The sequence below is a fragment of the Mesorhizobium sp. M1307 genome (assembly GCF_040318155.1).
Classification (GTDB): Bacteria; Pseudomonadota; Alphaproteobacteria; order Rhizobiales; family Rhizobiaceae; genus Mesorhizobium.
The window spans coordinates 63512-77457 of record NZ_JAMYLR010000008.1 but is presented as its reverse complement, the minus strand read 5'-3'; the positions used below and the strand labels follow the sequence as shown (position 1 = coordinate 77457).

At 63.8% G+C, this 13946-nt stretch carries 14 protein-coding genes; 2 read left to right on the top strand and 12 right to left on the bottom strand.

The features are described from left to right. Window positions 1–14 precede the first annotated feature (14 nt). The 8 genes from rimI to NKH16_RS12430 all read right to left on the bottom strand — a co-directional run bounded on the left by rimI (window position 15) and on the right by NKH16_RS12430 (window position 7336). Window positions 15–509 (bottom strand): ribosomal protein S18-alanine N-acetyltransferase, encoded by a 495-nt coding sequence (rimI, locus tag NKH16_RS12465; RefSeq protein WP_352744399.1) that lies wholly within the window; start codon window positions 507–509, stop codon window positions 15–17. Continuing rightward, on the bottom strand, window positions 509–1261 hold the full coding sequence (tsaB, locus tag NKH16_RS12460; RefSeq protein WP_352899636.1) for a tRNA (adenosine(37)-N6)-threonylcarbamoyltransferase complex dimerization subunit type 1 TsaB: 753 nt from the start codon (window positions 1259–1261) through the stop codon (window positions 509–511). The genes rimI and tsaB overlap by 1 nt, the downstream gene beginning before the upstream one ends. Before the next feature lie 160 nt (window positions 1262–1421). Then, entirely contained in the window at window positions 1422–2528 is a 1107-nt protein-coding gene (locus NKH16_RS12455) for a DUF1513 domain-containing protein (protein WP_352899633.1), read from the bottom strand. 2 nt (window positions 2529–2530) lie between these two features. After that, window positions 2531–3604, bottom strand: a complete 1074-nt coding sequence (locus NKH16_RS12450) for an imelysin family protein (RefSeq protein ID WP_352448590.1) — start codon at window positions 3602–3604, stop codon at window positions 2531–2533. Beyond that, window positions 3604–5211 (bottom strand): di-heme oxidoreductase family protein, encoded by a 1608-nt coding sequence (locus tag NKH16_RS12445; RefSeq protein WP_352899629.1) that lies wholly within the window; start codon window positions 5209–5211, stop codon window positions 3604–3606. The genes NKH16_RS12450 and NKH16_RS12445 overlap by 1 nt, the downstream gene beginning before the upstream one ends. Before the next feature lie 12 nt (window positions 5212–5223). Beyond that, entirely contained in the window at window positions 5224–5709 is a 486-nt protein-coding gene (gene bfr, locus NKH16_RS12440) for a bacterioferritin (protein ID WP_023676883.1), read from the bottom strand. Beyond that, a complete protein-coding gene (locus NKH16_RS12435) occupies window positions 5675–5986 on the bottom strand; it encodes a (2Fe-2S)-binding protein (RefSeq protein ID WP_023676882.1) in 312 nt (103 codons plus the stop codon). The genes bfr and NKH16_RS12435 overlap by 35 nt, the downstream gene beginning before the upstream one ends. A gap of 57 nt (window positions 5987–6043) precedes the next feature. Then, a complete protein-coding gene (locus NKH16_RS12430) occupies window positions 6044–7336 on the bottom strand; it encodes an imelysin family protein (RefSeq protein WP_502911695.1) in 1293 nt (430 codons plus the stop codon). 422 nt (window positions 7337–7758) lie between these two features. Here NKH16_RS12430 and NKH16_RS12425 point away from each other — a divergent pair, with 422 nt between their 5' ends. Beyond that, window positions 7759–9012, top strand: a complete 1254-nt coding sequence (locus tag NKH16_RS12425; protein WP_352899626.1) for an NAD(P)/FAD-dependent oxidoreductase — start codon at window positions 7759–7761, stop codon at window positions 9010–9012. A 116-nt stretch (window positions 9013–9128) separates the two neighbouring features. Further along, the gene (locus NKH16_RS12420) at window positions 9129–9731 is read left to right on the top strand and encodes a sulfotransferase family protein (RefSeq protein ID WP_084643033.1); all 603 of its coding nucleotides are present in this window, start codon (window positions 9129–9131) and stop codon (window positions 9729–9731) included. 63 nt (window positions 9732–9794) lie between these two features. Here the strand turns inward: NKH16_RS12420 and NKH16_RS12415 are convergent, their stop codons facing one another. The 4 genes from NKH16_RS12415 to nikC all read right to left on the bottom strand — a co-directional run bounded on the left by NKH16_RS12415 (window position 9795) and on the right by nikC (window position 13937). Continuing rightward, window positions 9795–11072 carry a 4-aminobutyrate--2-oxoglutarate transaminase gene (locus NKH16_RS12415; protein WP_352899623.1) on the bottom strand — a complete coding sequence of 426 codons (1278 nt, stop codon included), beginning with the start codon at window positions 11070–11072 and terminating at the stop codon, window positions 9795–9797. A gap of 354 nt (window positions 11073–11426) precedes the next feature. After that, complete coding sequence (locus NKH16_RS12410) at window positions 11427–12176, bottom strand: ABC transporter ATP-binding protein (RefSeq protein WP_352470049.1); 750 nt, start codon at window positions 12174–12176, stop codon at window positions 11427–11429. Continuing rightward, window positions 12173–13006 carry an ABC transporter ATP-binding protein gene (locus tag NKH16_RS12405; RefSeq protein WP_254816190.1) on the bottom strand — a complete coding sequence of 278 codons (834 nt, stop codon included), beginning with the start codon at window positions 13004–13006 and terminating at the stop codon, window positions 12173–12175. The genes NKH16_RS12410 and NKH16_RS12405 overlap by 4 nt, the downstream gene beginning before the upstream one ends. A gap of 10 nt (window positions 13007–13016) precedes the next feature. Next, window positions 13017–13937, bottom strand: a complete 921-nt coding sequence (nikC, locus tag NKH16_RS12400) for a nickel transporter permease (protein WP_352448584.1) — start codon at window positions 13935–13937, stop codon at window positions 13017–13019. Between the last annotated feature and the right edge of the window lie 9 nt (window positions 13938–13946).

Below are 13946 nucleotides of genomic sequence, written 5' to 3'. Positions count from 1 at the left end.
ACCCCGGCGTTTGGCTAACGAAGATCGCGGCGCATGACAAGCGCGCCGGTCGGGCCCTGCTCCGGCGACTTGTAATAGTTGGCACGCTTGCCGACCTCGCGGAAGCCGAACCGCCGGTAGAGCGCGATCGCGGCGACATTGGTCTCGTCGACCTCGAGGAAAAGCGCCTCGGCGCGCTGTGCGTGCAGTTCACGCAGCACCGCATCCATCAATTGCCAGCCGAGCCCCCGGCGCCGATGCGAGCGTGCCACCGCGACCGTCAGGATCTCCCCCTCGCCGGCCGCCAGCCGCGCCAGCACGAAGCCGACCGGCGGCTTGGCACCCTGTCCGGTCTCGCGCGCGGCATAGCCGAACACCGTGTCCTGCTCGAGCAGCGCGGCGAATTCGTCGTCGGTCCACGGCCGCGCGAAATCCTCGCGATGCAGCACCGACATGGCCGCGCTATCGGCAACCGTCAACGGCTCGAGCGCATAGTCCCTGCGGCGCGACTGGAGGAAGGGAATGCGCATCAGGACTTGTTTCCGTTTGGACCATGATCTTTTCCCAAAACCGGTTTCCACTTTTTGGGATCATGGTCTTGCCTCGATAGAATAAAGCCTCCCTGAGGCTTTGCGTCGGCGCCGCGCAGATAGAGCGGTTTCGGCTTTTCGCCCTTGCCCTTTTTACCGGCACGTTGGGCGGCGGCCAGCCGGGCATAGACGGCGATGTCGGCGGTGGCCGCTGTCGCGCCGACGTCGAAGGCGCGCCCGGCCGAGGCGGCAATTTGCGTTGCCGCCGTACCGGCCAGAACCGCGGAGCTGTCAACCGCGATGGCGGCGGCTTGCGAGAGCGTGGTCACCGAGGGACCGTAAATCAAAACGGATGTTTCATCGTAGAGTGCCGCATGGATTTCCTCGCGCCCTGCATCGAGCGCGGCGAGCGCGGCGCGGCCGGGAAACGTCGCTCTCGCTTGCGCCGCCAATGCTTCAAGAGTCGTCACGCCGATCGCCGGGATTTTCAGCGCCAGCGCAAGGCCGCGCGCCGCCGAGACGCCGACGCGCAGACCGGTGAAGGAGCCCGGACCGGTGGAAACGGCAATGGCGCCGAGGCTGGCATAATCGGTTCCAGCCGCCTTCAATGCTCCCTCGATCACGGCCATCAAATGTTCCGCATGGCCCTTGCCAAGATCGATCACCGAACGGCCGAGTTCCTTCCCAGCCGCCGCGTCGTAGACGCAGGCGGCGCAGAGATTGGCGGCACAGTCGATGGCAAGTAAATTCATGAAGCGGCCGGTTGAGACAGTTTCGAAAACAGCTTCCCTCTGCCCGCCAGGGCTCATCACCGCAAGGGCATAATGGATAAATCGTCAGGCGACTTTGCTTCGGCTCAGGTTCAAGACGGTAAGTTTCGACGAACGTAACTGCCACAAATCGGTGCCAGGACTAGCCGATCTGCTCGATACGCAGCACGTGATTATCCCAGACATAGTCCGGCTCGGAACGGGTCGCACCACCGGCTTCGATGATTTCGCCGGCGCCGGTCGTCGCCATGAAGCTTTCCCCATCGGCTGCAATGCCGCAAACCTCGACCAGCGCCTTGGTGGCGACGATGCGGCCGCTGGCCGTGTCGATCACGGCGAGCGAATTGCCCTCAGGCGAAGACACGGCGATAGTGCCGGCGGCAGGGTTGGCGGCGACCGAGCCGATATAGTTCCTGAAGGCCGAGAGCACGTCCTGCGACATGTCGAGCAATTTCAAGTCCTTGCCCGGCGGCGCGCGGCCGAGCAGCGGGGGACGATCGGTGCCCGGCCCCCTGTACTGGCAGCCGAACCAGACGGTGCCGGACCGGTCGGCATCCATATGGCGGATCGACAATTGGTGCAGCGCCGGCGGCAATTCGTGCTTTTCGGTGAGATCGCCCGTGAGACGGTCGACCAGCACGTAGGATGGCCGCATCGTTGCGATGTTGAGCTCGGCGCGGCCATAATCCGGATGCGTCTCGATGCCGCCATTAGCCACAGCAATCGTCCTGCCGTCGGAAAGCAGCAAAAGCTCGTGTGGGCCTATGCCGTAGGTCGGGAACTCGCCGATGCGCTTGAATTTCGCATGCGCGTCATAGACGCCGACGACGCCGGCGGCATTGTCGAAATCGTTCTCGGTGGCGTAGAGCAGCGTACCGTCGGCCGAGAACACGCCGTGGCCGAAGAAATGCCGGCCGGCAACGCTGGCAACGGTCTGCGGTTCATCGCGGCCGGTATGGTCGAAGACGACAGCAAAGGTGCCCGGCTGCCTGGCAAACACCACCGAACGCTTGGACACCAGGTCGAAGGTAACGTCGTGGCCCCGATCGGGCAGATCGATCGTGTGCAACAACTTGCCGGCCTCGGACAGGACGGCCGCGCCATAGCTGCCGTCGCGCTTGACGAAAGCGGTGGCGAAGACCGAGTCGGCGTCGAGTGTCTTTGCCCAGGCCGACGGCGCCATCGCCGCTACGAAACCAGCGCCTGCGGCCCTCAGGAAATCGCGCCGATCGATCAGCGGCGTCCTCATGATCAGTCGCCATCCAATGACGAGAACCCGGCGGTCAGGCCGAATTCGGCGGTCAGCCTGGTGCCGATCAGGGTCGTCAGGCTGGATGTCACCAGCGAGAAATAGTCGAGCTTCTGGCGCAGCGCCGGATCGGCAAGTGCCTTGTCGATCGGTCCCCTGATCGCCTTGGCCGCCTCGATCCCGTTGGTGAGCTGGATGTGGACCGATTCTGCCATCCAGCGCGCATCGGCCGGCAGCGCGTCGCCAAGCTGCGAGGCCTGGAACAGCGTGTCCATGCCCGCCAGATTCCCGGTCAGCGAGCGGGCGGTGTTTTGCGAGCGCCAATAGATCGCCTGTTTCGGTTTGTCGGCCTCCGGCTTGGCGCCCAGGAAGCCTTTCAGGCGTACGTCGCGGACCATTTCCAGCTCGTTGATGAAGACGCCGACCAGTTCGGTCACCGCTTCAGTTCCGTCGTGGTAGAGCGCGTTCTGCGGACCCGGATTGGCCCAGAGCGCGGCAAAGCCGTTGGGCTCGTTCCAGGCATCGCCAACCTCGCCGGCAATCGTCTCGACATTGCCGGCAATGGCCGCACCGTAGGCGCAGCGATAGGCGTCGTCCCTGCCGACCAATTGACCGGCTCCGTCGCCGTAGAGGACGAATTCCAGTGCGCCGAGCCCTTGCATGGCGACGCTCTTTGTAGCCAGCTGGGCCGGATCGGCGGCTGTCGGATCCTTGCCGGCAAGTGCCGCCTGCACCTGCTTCAGGCCGATGCTCTTGCGGTCCGGCCAAAACAGCATGCGCTCAAGCCGGTTGTTTTCCGCGATCGGCCCGAAACGGATGATTTCCACCACCGACCAGGCATCCACGACACCGGCGAACTCGGCGCGTGCCGCATCGAGATTGTCTCGCGAGGGCGCTTGGCAAAGCGCGTGCATGGTCTTGGCCAAGCTGTCCGCATGGTCATGCAGTCTGGCATAGGCCGGGCGGACGAAGCCGTCGATCGCCCGCTGGATCACATCCGAAGCCTTCACCGCCGCGGATGCCGGCAGCGCACCGGCGAGGACCAGCATCAGAGCGAATGCAAGACGCTTCCGCATCAGAGCGACTCCAGAAACTTGATCAGCGCGGCGCGGTCGGCGGCATCGGCAGCGGCAAAGCGGTCACGCGCCTTCTGGCCCTCGCCGCCATGCCACAGAATCGCCTCGGCCAGGCTTCGTGCGCGCCCGTCATGCAGGAAGAAGGTGTTGCCGCTGACGGTCTGGGTGAGCCCGATGCCCCACAGTGGCGGCGTGCGCCATTCGCTTCCCGTGGCCTCGCCCACCGCCTGTCCGTCGGCAAGACCGGGTCCCATGTCATGCAGCAGGAAATCGGAATAAGGCCAGATCAGCTGGAAGGCCTGCGCCTTGTTCGGGGTGCCGCGACGGGTGACAAATTTCGGCGTATGGCAGGAGATGCAGCCCATATCGTAGAACAGTTTTTTGCCGGCGAGCACGTCCGGTCTGTCGAGATCGCGCCGGGCCGGCACAGCAAGGTTTTGCGAATAGAAGGTCACGAGGTCCATGACCGGCGGCGGCGCTTCGACCGGACCGAGGCGCTCCTGTACACCGTTAGGTAGGGCAAGGCAGGTCTTTTCCGCGGCGCTGCAATCGCCCCAGTGCTTCGGCACCTCAGGCGTCGAAATGCCGATATCGCCGGCAAAAGCGTCCGCCGATTGCTGGCGGATCGATGCCGCCTGCGCCTTCCAGCCGAAACGGCCGAGCGTCAGTTCACCGCTGCTGGCGTCGCGTATTATGTTTGGCCTGCCGGAAATCCCGTCACCATCGCGGTCGGCCGCATCGGCACGCGCAAGGATGTCGGCAGGAGCGATCTGCTCGACCAGGCCAAGACCGATCATCGGCGGTGTCATGCGCGGCGACAGTGTGGTGTGCGGATCGAGCGGCCCGTAGGCGAGACCGTCGACCGAATAGCTCGGCTTGCGCAGCGACACCGTGCTGCCGTCCGCCAATTTCACCTTCTCGTCCTGATAGTCGACATGCATCCTGCCTTCGCCCTGCAGGCCGGGAACGGCCAATTCCTGCAGCTGCGTGCCATAGACCGGGTCGGGAAAGTTGAGCACCTTGTGATCGGCGAGCGCGGCTTTCTCCTCCTCGGTACTGGCTTCCCTTGCCAGGCGCAGGAACATCGAGGTGGTGCCGCTGTCGCCTTCGGGCGGATGGCCGCGACCGTCCTTCAGATGACAGTTCTGGCAGGCGCGCTCGTTGAACAGCGGACCGAGCCCATCCGAGGCTTGTGTCGAGGATGGCGAGGACACCCAGTTCTTGCGGAAAATGGCATTGCCGAGCTTGAAGGTACCCTCTTCCTCGAAGCTGATGTTGGCGGAGGATTGCGAGAAGGCGTCCTTGTTGACGTCCTTCTTCGAGGTGCCGGCGCCGCCCTGCATCAGCTCGAATTGCTCGGGCTTGGAGAAATCGCTGGTCGGCCTGGTGATGGCGATGACGCGCGCCAGATCCTTCGGCGTCAGATCCGTGCGGCTGGTGGCAAGCCCCGCCGGTTGCGGCGCCCCGGCCAGCGCCGAGGCTGTGAGCGTCGCCACCACGGCAAGAAAGGCGCCGCGAAGGATACCGTATCGCGGCTTCTTTTGAGGCGGCAGGCCACAATGCTCGGCCGGCCGCAAGCGGCGCATGAAATCTAGGGGGCGCCGCATTCCGGCATGTCCTTATTCCGCCTCGTCGGCCGACGCTGCGTTGAGTTGACCGTACTTTTCTTCGCCGATCGAGGCGAGCAGGTCGAGTTGCGTCTCGAGAAAGTCGATGTGACCTTCCTCGTCAGCCAGCAATTCCTCGAACAGCTTCATCGTCACGTAGTCGCCTGCTTCGTTACAAACCTCGCGCGAACGCTTGTAGGCGGTGCGCGCGTCATATTCGCCGGCAAGATCGGATTCGAGCACTTCCTTGACATTCTGCCCGATGCGCAGCGGCGCCACGGACTGCAGGTTCGGATGGCCCTCGAGGAAGATGATGCGCGCCACAAGCCGGTCGGCATGGTGCATTTCCTCGATCGATTCAGCGCGTTCCTTTTTCGCTAGCTTGGCGTATCCCCAGTCTTCCAGCAGCCGGAAATGCACCCAGTATTGATTGACCGCCCCAAGTTCCAGAAACAGAGCCTCGTTAAGCCGCTCTATGATCTGCTGTTCGCCTTTCATGGGTTCTGCTCCCGTATTGGACGCGCAGGCCTCTGACGCGATCCAGGTGTGAAACGATGTCCACGCCACTCGCCGCCGAGCGGGCATGGTAATTTTCGGTGACCCGAATGATCGTTTCGACCACATTTGGGAAGCAGCCGCAACAGCGACCGCGCTTGTGCATGGCGTGATAGACCTTCGCCGGCACGATCAGCTGCCAGGGGTCCTCATCCAGCAGCCCGACGATCGTCTGCTCTATCTCCTTTTCGGTGATGATGTTGCAATGGCAGATCAGCATTTTGTCGCTCTGGCTAACGGCGCTTCGCTGCGTCGCGTGGCTGGTGGTTTCGATAGTCTATTGGAACACCTTGTCCGGTGAATCGAGGCTGTCCGAGCCCTCGAAGGCTATCGCATTGAGCTTCAGGGTACCGACGGCGCGTTCGATCGATTTGGTCTGATCGACCAGCGCGTCGATCGCCGCCTGCACAGTGGCATTGCCTTCCGTGTTGCCTTCTCCGATCTGCTGGTCATAGGCCTCGCCGGCAAGCGCCCGCGCCTTGACGGCCTCCATCTTGGCGACGGTGACGTCCAGTTTGTCCGACAATTCCTTGTCAACCGCCGGGTCGGCCGCCTTGACCATGTCGGCCACCGACGGCCCCTCGACGACAGTGCCGTCGAGCCGCTTGTAGCTGCCGTGATAGGCGGCACGGATGCCGATCGCATCGTAAAGATGGGAGTTGTAGGTATTGTCGGAGAAGCAATCGTGCTCCTCTTCCGGGTCGTGCAACAAGAGGCCGAGCTTCATCCGCTCTCCGGCGAGCTCGCCATAGGACAGCGAGCCCATGCCGGTGAAGATGGTCGAAATGGCGGCGTTCGGCTCGCCATCGACAAGGTTCTTGCGGGCGGCGCCGCCCGCCTTCCAGTCGTCGACCATATCCTTTAGATCGGAAACCAGAAGGTCGCTCGCCGATTTCAGATACTGTCCGCGGCGGTCGCAATTGCCGCCGGTGCAATTGGCGAGGTCGTAATCGGTGTAGGGCCGTTCGCCGGCGCCCGGACCGGTGCCGTGCAGGTCCTGACCCCAAAGCAGGAATTCGATCGCGTGATAGCCGGTCGCCACATTGGCCTCGATACCGCCGGCCTCCTGCAGGGTGCCGGAGAGGAACTCCGGCGTCAGGTCGGTGGCGTCGACCTTCTTGCCGTTGATCTCGATCGACTTGTTGGCGATCACATTGGCGGTGTAGAGCGCGTTGGCGTCCGACTCGGTGCCGTAGCTCTTGGCGACATAGTCGATCAAGCCTTCGTCGAGCGGCCAGGAGTTCACCTTGCCTTCCCAGTCATCGACGATGGCATTGCCGAAGCGATAGACCTCGGTCTGCTGATAGGGAACGCGCGATGCCTTCCAGGCCTCGCGGGCGGCGTTCAGCGTTTCGGCAGATGGCTTGGCGAGCAGCGCATCGACAGCCTTGTCGAGCGCCTCGGCCGCGATCAGCGAATCCTCGTATTTGGCGAGTGCAATGTCGGAATAGGTCTTGATGACCGCCTTGGCATCGGTTTGCGCCTTGGCCGGCAGCACGAACACGGCCGCCGTCAGCATCGCGGTGGCGCCGATCGCCGCAAGCCTGCCGCCATACCGCGCCGTGATCATCGTTCTCATGATTGTCTCTCCTCGGGAATCAATGAAATGCCGACGCCGCGGCGGGCAGTGCCAGCGGGCAAAGAAGGGTCGCGCCATCGCGCGGTTCGCGGAAGAAAGACACCGAAATGCCTCCAATCGAAAGGGTTCAAGGCCCAGACATCAAAGGGATGCGCTGACGCGCGAGCTTCCATAAAACGGCGAAGACGCCGGATGTCAACTGGTGGCGTAGAAAAAATTCAATTGAAACAATAGTTTAGAATTATTCTAAACTATAACTGTCAACTTTAACACCGACGTATGAGGAATGCCGGCGCATGACGCAGTTGACAGGCGGCCGTTCCGGGTGCGACCCGGATCGGCGCTCTTGCGGCGGCGCCGGACAATCGCCACCTGGCGAGACGTCCTAGATTTGGATGAGGAATCGGGCTGTTATGAAGAACGGGGTCGTCATTGTCGGTGCGGGTCATGCGGGCGTGCAAGCGGCCGCCAGCCTGCGCGAAGAAGGCTATGACGGCCCGGTGATCCTGGTCGGCGACGAAAACGAATTGCCCTACCACAAGCCGCCGCTGTCGAAGACCTTCATCAAGGATCAGCAAGCAAAGCCGCAGCCGTTGCGCGGCGAGGCTTTTTATACCGGCAGCGCCATCGACTTCCGGCCAGGCATCCGGGTCGAGCGGATCGACGTAGGCGGCCGCAGGCTGGAGATATCGGGCGGCGGTGTGTTGCCGTTTGACCGGCTGATCCTCGCCACCGGCGCGCGGCCGCGCCTGCTGCCGCTGCCGGGTTCGGAGCTTTCCGGCGTTGTGTCGCTGCGCTCGCTCGGCGATGCCCGCCTGATCCGCGAATTGAGCGCGCAAAGCGAGGAGGTCGTCATCCTCGGCGGCGGCTTCATCGGCCTGGAGATTGCCGCGACGCTCACCGCGGCAGGCCGCAAGGTTACGGTGGTCGAGGCGGTCGACCGGCTGCTCGGCCGCGCCGTGGCACCGGTCATCGCCGGCCATGTGCGCCAGCGGCTGGAGGCCACCGGTGTGCGCATCCTTACCGGCACCACCATCGAACGGCTGGAGGACGAGAACGGCCGTGTTTCGGCTGCAATCACCTCATCCGGCGAAAGATTGCCGGCGCAGATGGTCGTCATCGGCATCGGCGTCGTGCCGAATGTCGAACTGGCCGAAGCCGCCGGCATTGCCATCGGCAACGGCATCCACGTCGACCAGCAGATGCGTACGTCGGTGCCGGAAATCCTCGCCATCGGCGATGCCGCCTCCTACCGGCACTGGTTCACCGGCGGCGATGTGCGGCTGGAATCGGTACAGAACGCCACTGACCAGGCGCGGCTCGCCGCGCGCACCATCGTCGGCCACACCGACAATTACTCGGCAGTGCCGTGGTTCTGGTCCGATATCGGTGACATGAAGCTGCAGATGGTCGGCCTGATTGCGGGTGGCGACAGCCATGTCGTGCTGGGCGACGTGGTCGAGAACAAATTCTCCATCTACCACTATGCCGGAAGCCGGCTGCTCGGCATCGAATCGGTCAACCGGCCCGGCGACCACATGCTTGGCCGCAAGATGCTCGGCGCCGGCTTTTCGCCGCCGCCGCAGATTGTCGCGACCGGGCCCGACGGGCTGAAGGCGGCGCTCGCCGCCTTCCAGGAAGGAGAGCCTGTCCGCGCTGCGGGATAAGATCAAACCCAATCACCCTGAATGACCGAGTTCGACCGGGAGCTGACCTTCAAAACATATAGCGAAGTAAAGGAAACAGCGGTATTTTGACCAATTGAAATCGTCGGGGGGTGCTCATGGCTCTATATGTCATTGGCGCAGGCATGGGTCGCACTGGCACATATTCGCTGAAGCTCGCCTTGGAGCATCTTGGGTTCGGGCCGTGTCATCACATGGCAGATGTCCACGCCAATCCCGAGCAGAAGGCGCTGTGGCGCGCCGCCGGACAGGGACAACTCCCGACCTGGGATGCGGCATATGCCGGCTATCTTTCCGCGGTCGATTGGCCAACGGCGCATTTTTGGCGCGAAGTGAGTGACCACTACCCTCATGCAAAGGTTATCCTGACAGTTCGTGACCCGGAAGCCTGGTATGACAGCATGGCGCAAACAATAGGGCTCACGATGGATGCTGCTACCAATGATCCACAGTCCTTTGGTGTGGCGGTGGTTGGAAACACTGTCTTTGGCGGTCGATTTGATAACCGTGATCACGCAATCGCTGTCTATGAAGCACATAACGCTTCCGTGAAATCAACGCTGCCACCTGAACGCCTTCTTACTTATCAGGCCTCCGAAGGGTGGGAGCCGCTTTGTGCCTTTCTCGGTGTACAGTTGCCTTCCGAACCGTTTCCACGCACCAATTCGACTGCCGAATTTCGTGCTCGCATAGGGCGTTGAACGGCGGCTTGCCACCTATCTCGGCCTTCGCCGCAGTTGAATCCTAGGCGATATCCTCGCCGCTCAGGCGGCGCGGGTCTCGCGGATCGAACTTTCCAGAATGTCGAGCGCCTCGTTCATGACGCCATCCTGGATGGTGATCGGCGCGAGGAAGCGGATGACGTTGCCGTAGACGCCGCAGGTGAGCAGGATCAGGCCCTTGTCGAGCGCCTTTAGCCGGACCGCATTGGCGAGTTCCGGAGACGGCAGGCCCTTCGCCACATCGTTGAACTCGACCGCGTTCATGAAGCCGGGGCCTCTGATATCGACGATCTCCGGCGCTTCGTCGCGGATCGATTGCAGGCGCTGCTTCAGACGGTTGCCCAGCGTGTTGGCCCGGTCGCAGAGCTTCTCCTCGTCGATGACGTCGAGCACGGCATGCGCCGCGGCGACGCCGATCGGGCTGCCGCCATAGGTGCCGCCGAGTCCGCCGGGGTTCGGCGCATCCATGATCTCGGCGCGCCCGGTGACCGCCGCCAACGGGAAGCCGCCGGCCAGGCTCTTGGCCATGGTGGTGATGTCGGCCGCCACCTCGTGGTGGTCCATGGCAAACATCTTGCCGGTGCGGGCAAAGCCGGTCTGCACCTCGTCGGCAATCAGCAGCATGCCGTGCTGATCGCAGATCTTGCGCAATGCGGTCATGAAGTCGCGCGGCGCCTCGTAGAAGCCGCCCTCGCCCTGCACCGGCTCGACGATGATCGCGGCGACGCGGGCCGGATCGACGTCGGCCTTGAACAGCCGGTCGAGCGCAGCCAGCGAATCGGCGACCGACACGCCGTGCAGTGCAACCGGGAACGGCGCATGGAAGACATCCGCCGGCATGGCGCCGAAGCCGACCTTGTAGGGCACGACCTTGCCGGTGAGTGCCATGCCCATGAAGGTGCGGCCGTGAAAGCCGCCGGAAAAAGCGATGACCGCCGGCCGGCCGGTGGCGTTGCGCGCAATCTTGATCGCGTTCTCGACCGCCTCGGCGCCGGTGGTGACGAAGATCGTCTTCTTGTCGAACTTGCCGGGCAGCATGCCATTCAGCCGTTCGGCCAGCCTGATATAGCTCTCATAGGGCACGACCTGATAGCAGGTGTGGGTGAAGCGGTCGAGCTGCGCCTTGACCGCTTCGATCACCCTGGGGTGACGGTGGCCGGTGTTGACGACGGCGATGCCGGACGAAAAATCGATATAGCGGCGGCCTTCCACATCCCAGATCTCCGAGTTTTCGGCGCGATCGGCATAGATCTGAGTGGTCATGCCGACGCCGCGCGAAATCGACTGGCTCTTGCGTTCGGAAATGGCTGAATTTGTCATCGTATCCCTCACCGGGCCGGCGCCCGCTCTCGTTGATGGCTGTTGAGACTCTTCTGGGCTTATTTCAGGTTTTCCTCAAGTTGGCACTGGCGGCGGGCGATTGGGCCTGCCCGTCCGGCGGGCGACCTGACACAAAGTTGCCAAGTCCCGTTCCTTCGCGCCCCCCTCTGTCCTGCCGGACATCTCCCCCACAAGGAGGGAGATTGGCAGCTTCGTCGGCAGCGTTCCTTCTATAACGTTGGCGATTGGCGAAATCAGTGGTGACAGCCAATCTCCCCACCCGTGGGGGAGATGGCCGGCAGGCCAGAGGGGGGCGCGAAAGAACACGACGCGGGGAATTGAAAGCAAGCCTACTCACGCCGTCCGCACGAACCCCTCGCTGGCCCTCAGCAAATTGCGCGTATAATCCTTGGTGACACGGCGTTCGACAAGATCGTCCGCGGTCAGATTCTCCATCGCCTCGCCGTTCTGCATCACCATCAGCCGTTCGCACATGTGGGTGATGATGGCTAGGTCGTGGCTGACCATCAGGAAGGTCAGCTTGCGGCGGCGCCTGATCTCTTCCAGCAGGTTCAGCACCTCCGCCTGCACCGAAGCGTCGAGCGCCGAGGTCGGCTCGTCGAGCAGCAGGATCGACGGTTCCAGAATCAGGGCGCGGGCGATCGCCACGCGCTGGCGTTGACCGCCGGACAATTGATGCGAATAGCGAAAACGGAACCCGGTGCCGAGGCCGACCTCGTCGAGTGCCCGCTGGATGCGCTTTTCGCCGTCGGTGAAGCCGTGAATGGCGAGCGGCTCCTGCAGCAGGCGGTCGACGGTCTGGCGCGGGTGCAGCGAACCGTACGGGTCCTGGAAGACCATCTGCACCTCGCGGTAGAACGCCTTGTCGCGGCGCGCGCCGAGCGTTTTGCCGTTGACCGCGATGGTGCCCGAAGCGGCCGGCGCCAGGCCGGCGATTGCCCTGAGCAACGTCGACTTGCCGGAGCCGGACTCGCCGACCAGGCCGAAGGATTCACCGGATTCGACCTCGAGGCTGACGCCTTTCAACGCGCGGAAGCGGTCGAAGACCACCTCCAGCCTGTCGACGGAAAGCGCTGCCGTCATGCTGCCCACTCCGGCTTGCGGTCGAGCACCGGCAGCGGGTGACGGTCGGCGCCGATCTTGGGCATGCAGTTGAGCAGGCCGCGCGTATAGGGATGCTGGGCGCGGCCGAGCTCCGAGGCTTTGAGCTGTTCGACCACCTTGCCGGCATACATGACGATGACACGATCGCAGAAGGACGAGACCAGGCGCAGATCGTGCGAGATGAAGATCAGCCCCATGCCGCGCTCGCTGACCAGCCGGTCGAGGATGCCGAGCACGTCGAGCTGGACAGTGACGTCGAGTGCCGAGGTCGGCTCGTCGGCGATCATCATTTCCGGCCCGGCGATCAGCATCATGGCGATCATGGCGCGCTGGCCCATGCCGCCGGAAACCTCGTGCGGATGCAGGTCGAACACACGGGCCGGATCGCGGATCTGCACAGCCTCCAGCATGGCCAGCGCGCGGTCGCGGGCTTCGGCCTTGGAGACCTTCTCATGCGTGCGCAGCGTCTCGACGATCTGGCGGCCGATGCTCATCACCGGGTCGAGCGAATATTTCGGATCCTGCAGGATCATGGCGATACGCTTGCCGCGTAGCGCGCGGCGCTCGCGCGGCGAGGCGGCCAGCAGGTCGATGCCGTCAAAAGCGAGCGTCTTCGCGGTCACCTCGGCCTGCGGCGGGGTGACGCCCATGATGGCGCGGCCGGTCTGCGACTTGCCCGAACCGCTCTCGCCGACGATGCCGAGCCGCTCGCGGCCGAGCGAGAAGGAAACGCCGCGCACTGCCTCGATCAGGCCGGTGCGCGTCGGGAAGGTAACGCGCAGGTCGTCGACTTCGAGAAGCGTGCTCATTGGTCGCCACTCATTGGTCACCGCTTCGGGGATCGAGCGCGTCGCGCAGGCCGTCGCCGAGCAGGTTGAAGCCGAGGCTGACGATGAGGATGGCAAAGCCCGGCGCGCCCGCAACCCACCACTGGTCGAGCACGAAGCGGCGGCCCGACGCGATCATCGCGCCCCATTCGGGCAGCGGCGGCTGCGCGCCGAGGCCGAGGAAGCCGAGGCCGGCCGCGGTCAGGATGATGCCGGCCATGTCGAGCGTCACCCTGATGATCAGCGAGGAGATGCACAGCGGCATGATGTGGCGAAGCACGATGCGAAACGGCGAGGCGCCCATCAATTGCACCGCCTTGATGTAATCGGAATTGCGCACCGTCAGCGTTTCGGCGCGGGCAATGCGGGCATAGGGCGGCCACGAGGTGATGGCGATGGCAAGCACGGCATTTTCGATGCCGGGGCCGAGCGCGGCGACAAAGGCCAGCGCCAGGATCAGCTTCGGAAAGGCGAGGAAGATATCGGTGATGCGCATCAGGATCGCATCGGTCCAGCCGCCGGCGTAACCGGCGACGGTGCCGACCAGCAAGCCGATGGGCGCGGCGATAATGGCAACCAGAATGACGACGTAGAGTGTCCAGCGCGAGCCGAAGATGATGCGCGAATAGATATCGCGGCCGAGATCGTCGGTGCCGAACCAGTGCGCCGCACTCGGCGCCAGGAGCCGCGAGCCCTTGAGGTCGCCGAACGTCGGCGAATAGGGCGCCAGCACATCGGCGAATGCCGCGACCACCAGCAGGGCGACGATGATGAGCAGGCCGGCAAACGCCAGCCGGTTGGCGGAAAAGCGCCGCCACGCCACATAGGCGCGGCCGAGCCTCGCCTGCACGCGCGACGCCGGCCGTTCGCTGAGCAGCCAGTCGCGGCGGGTTTGAATCGCTTCCGTGCTCATCCTGTCTTG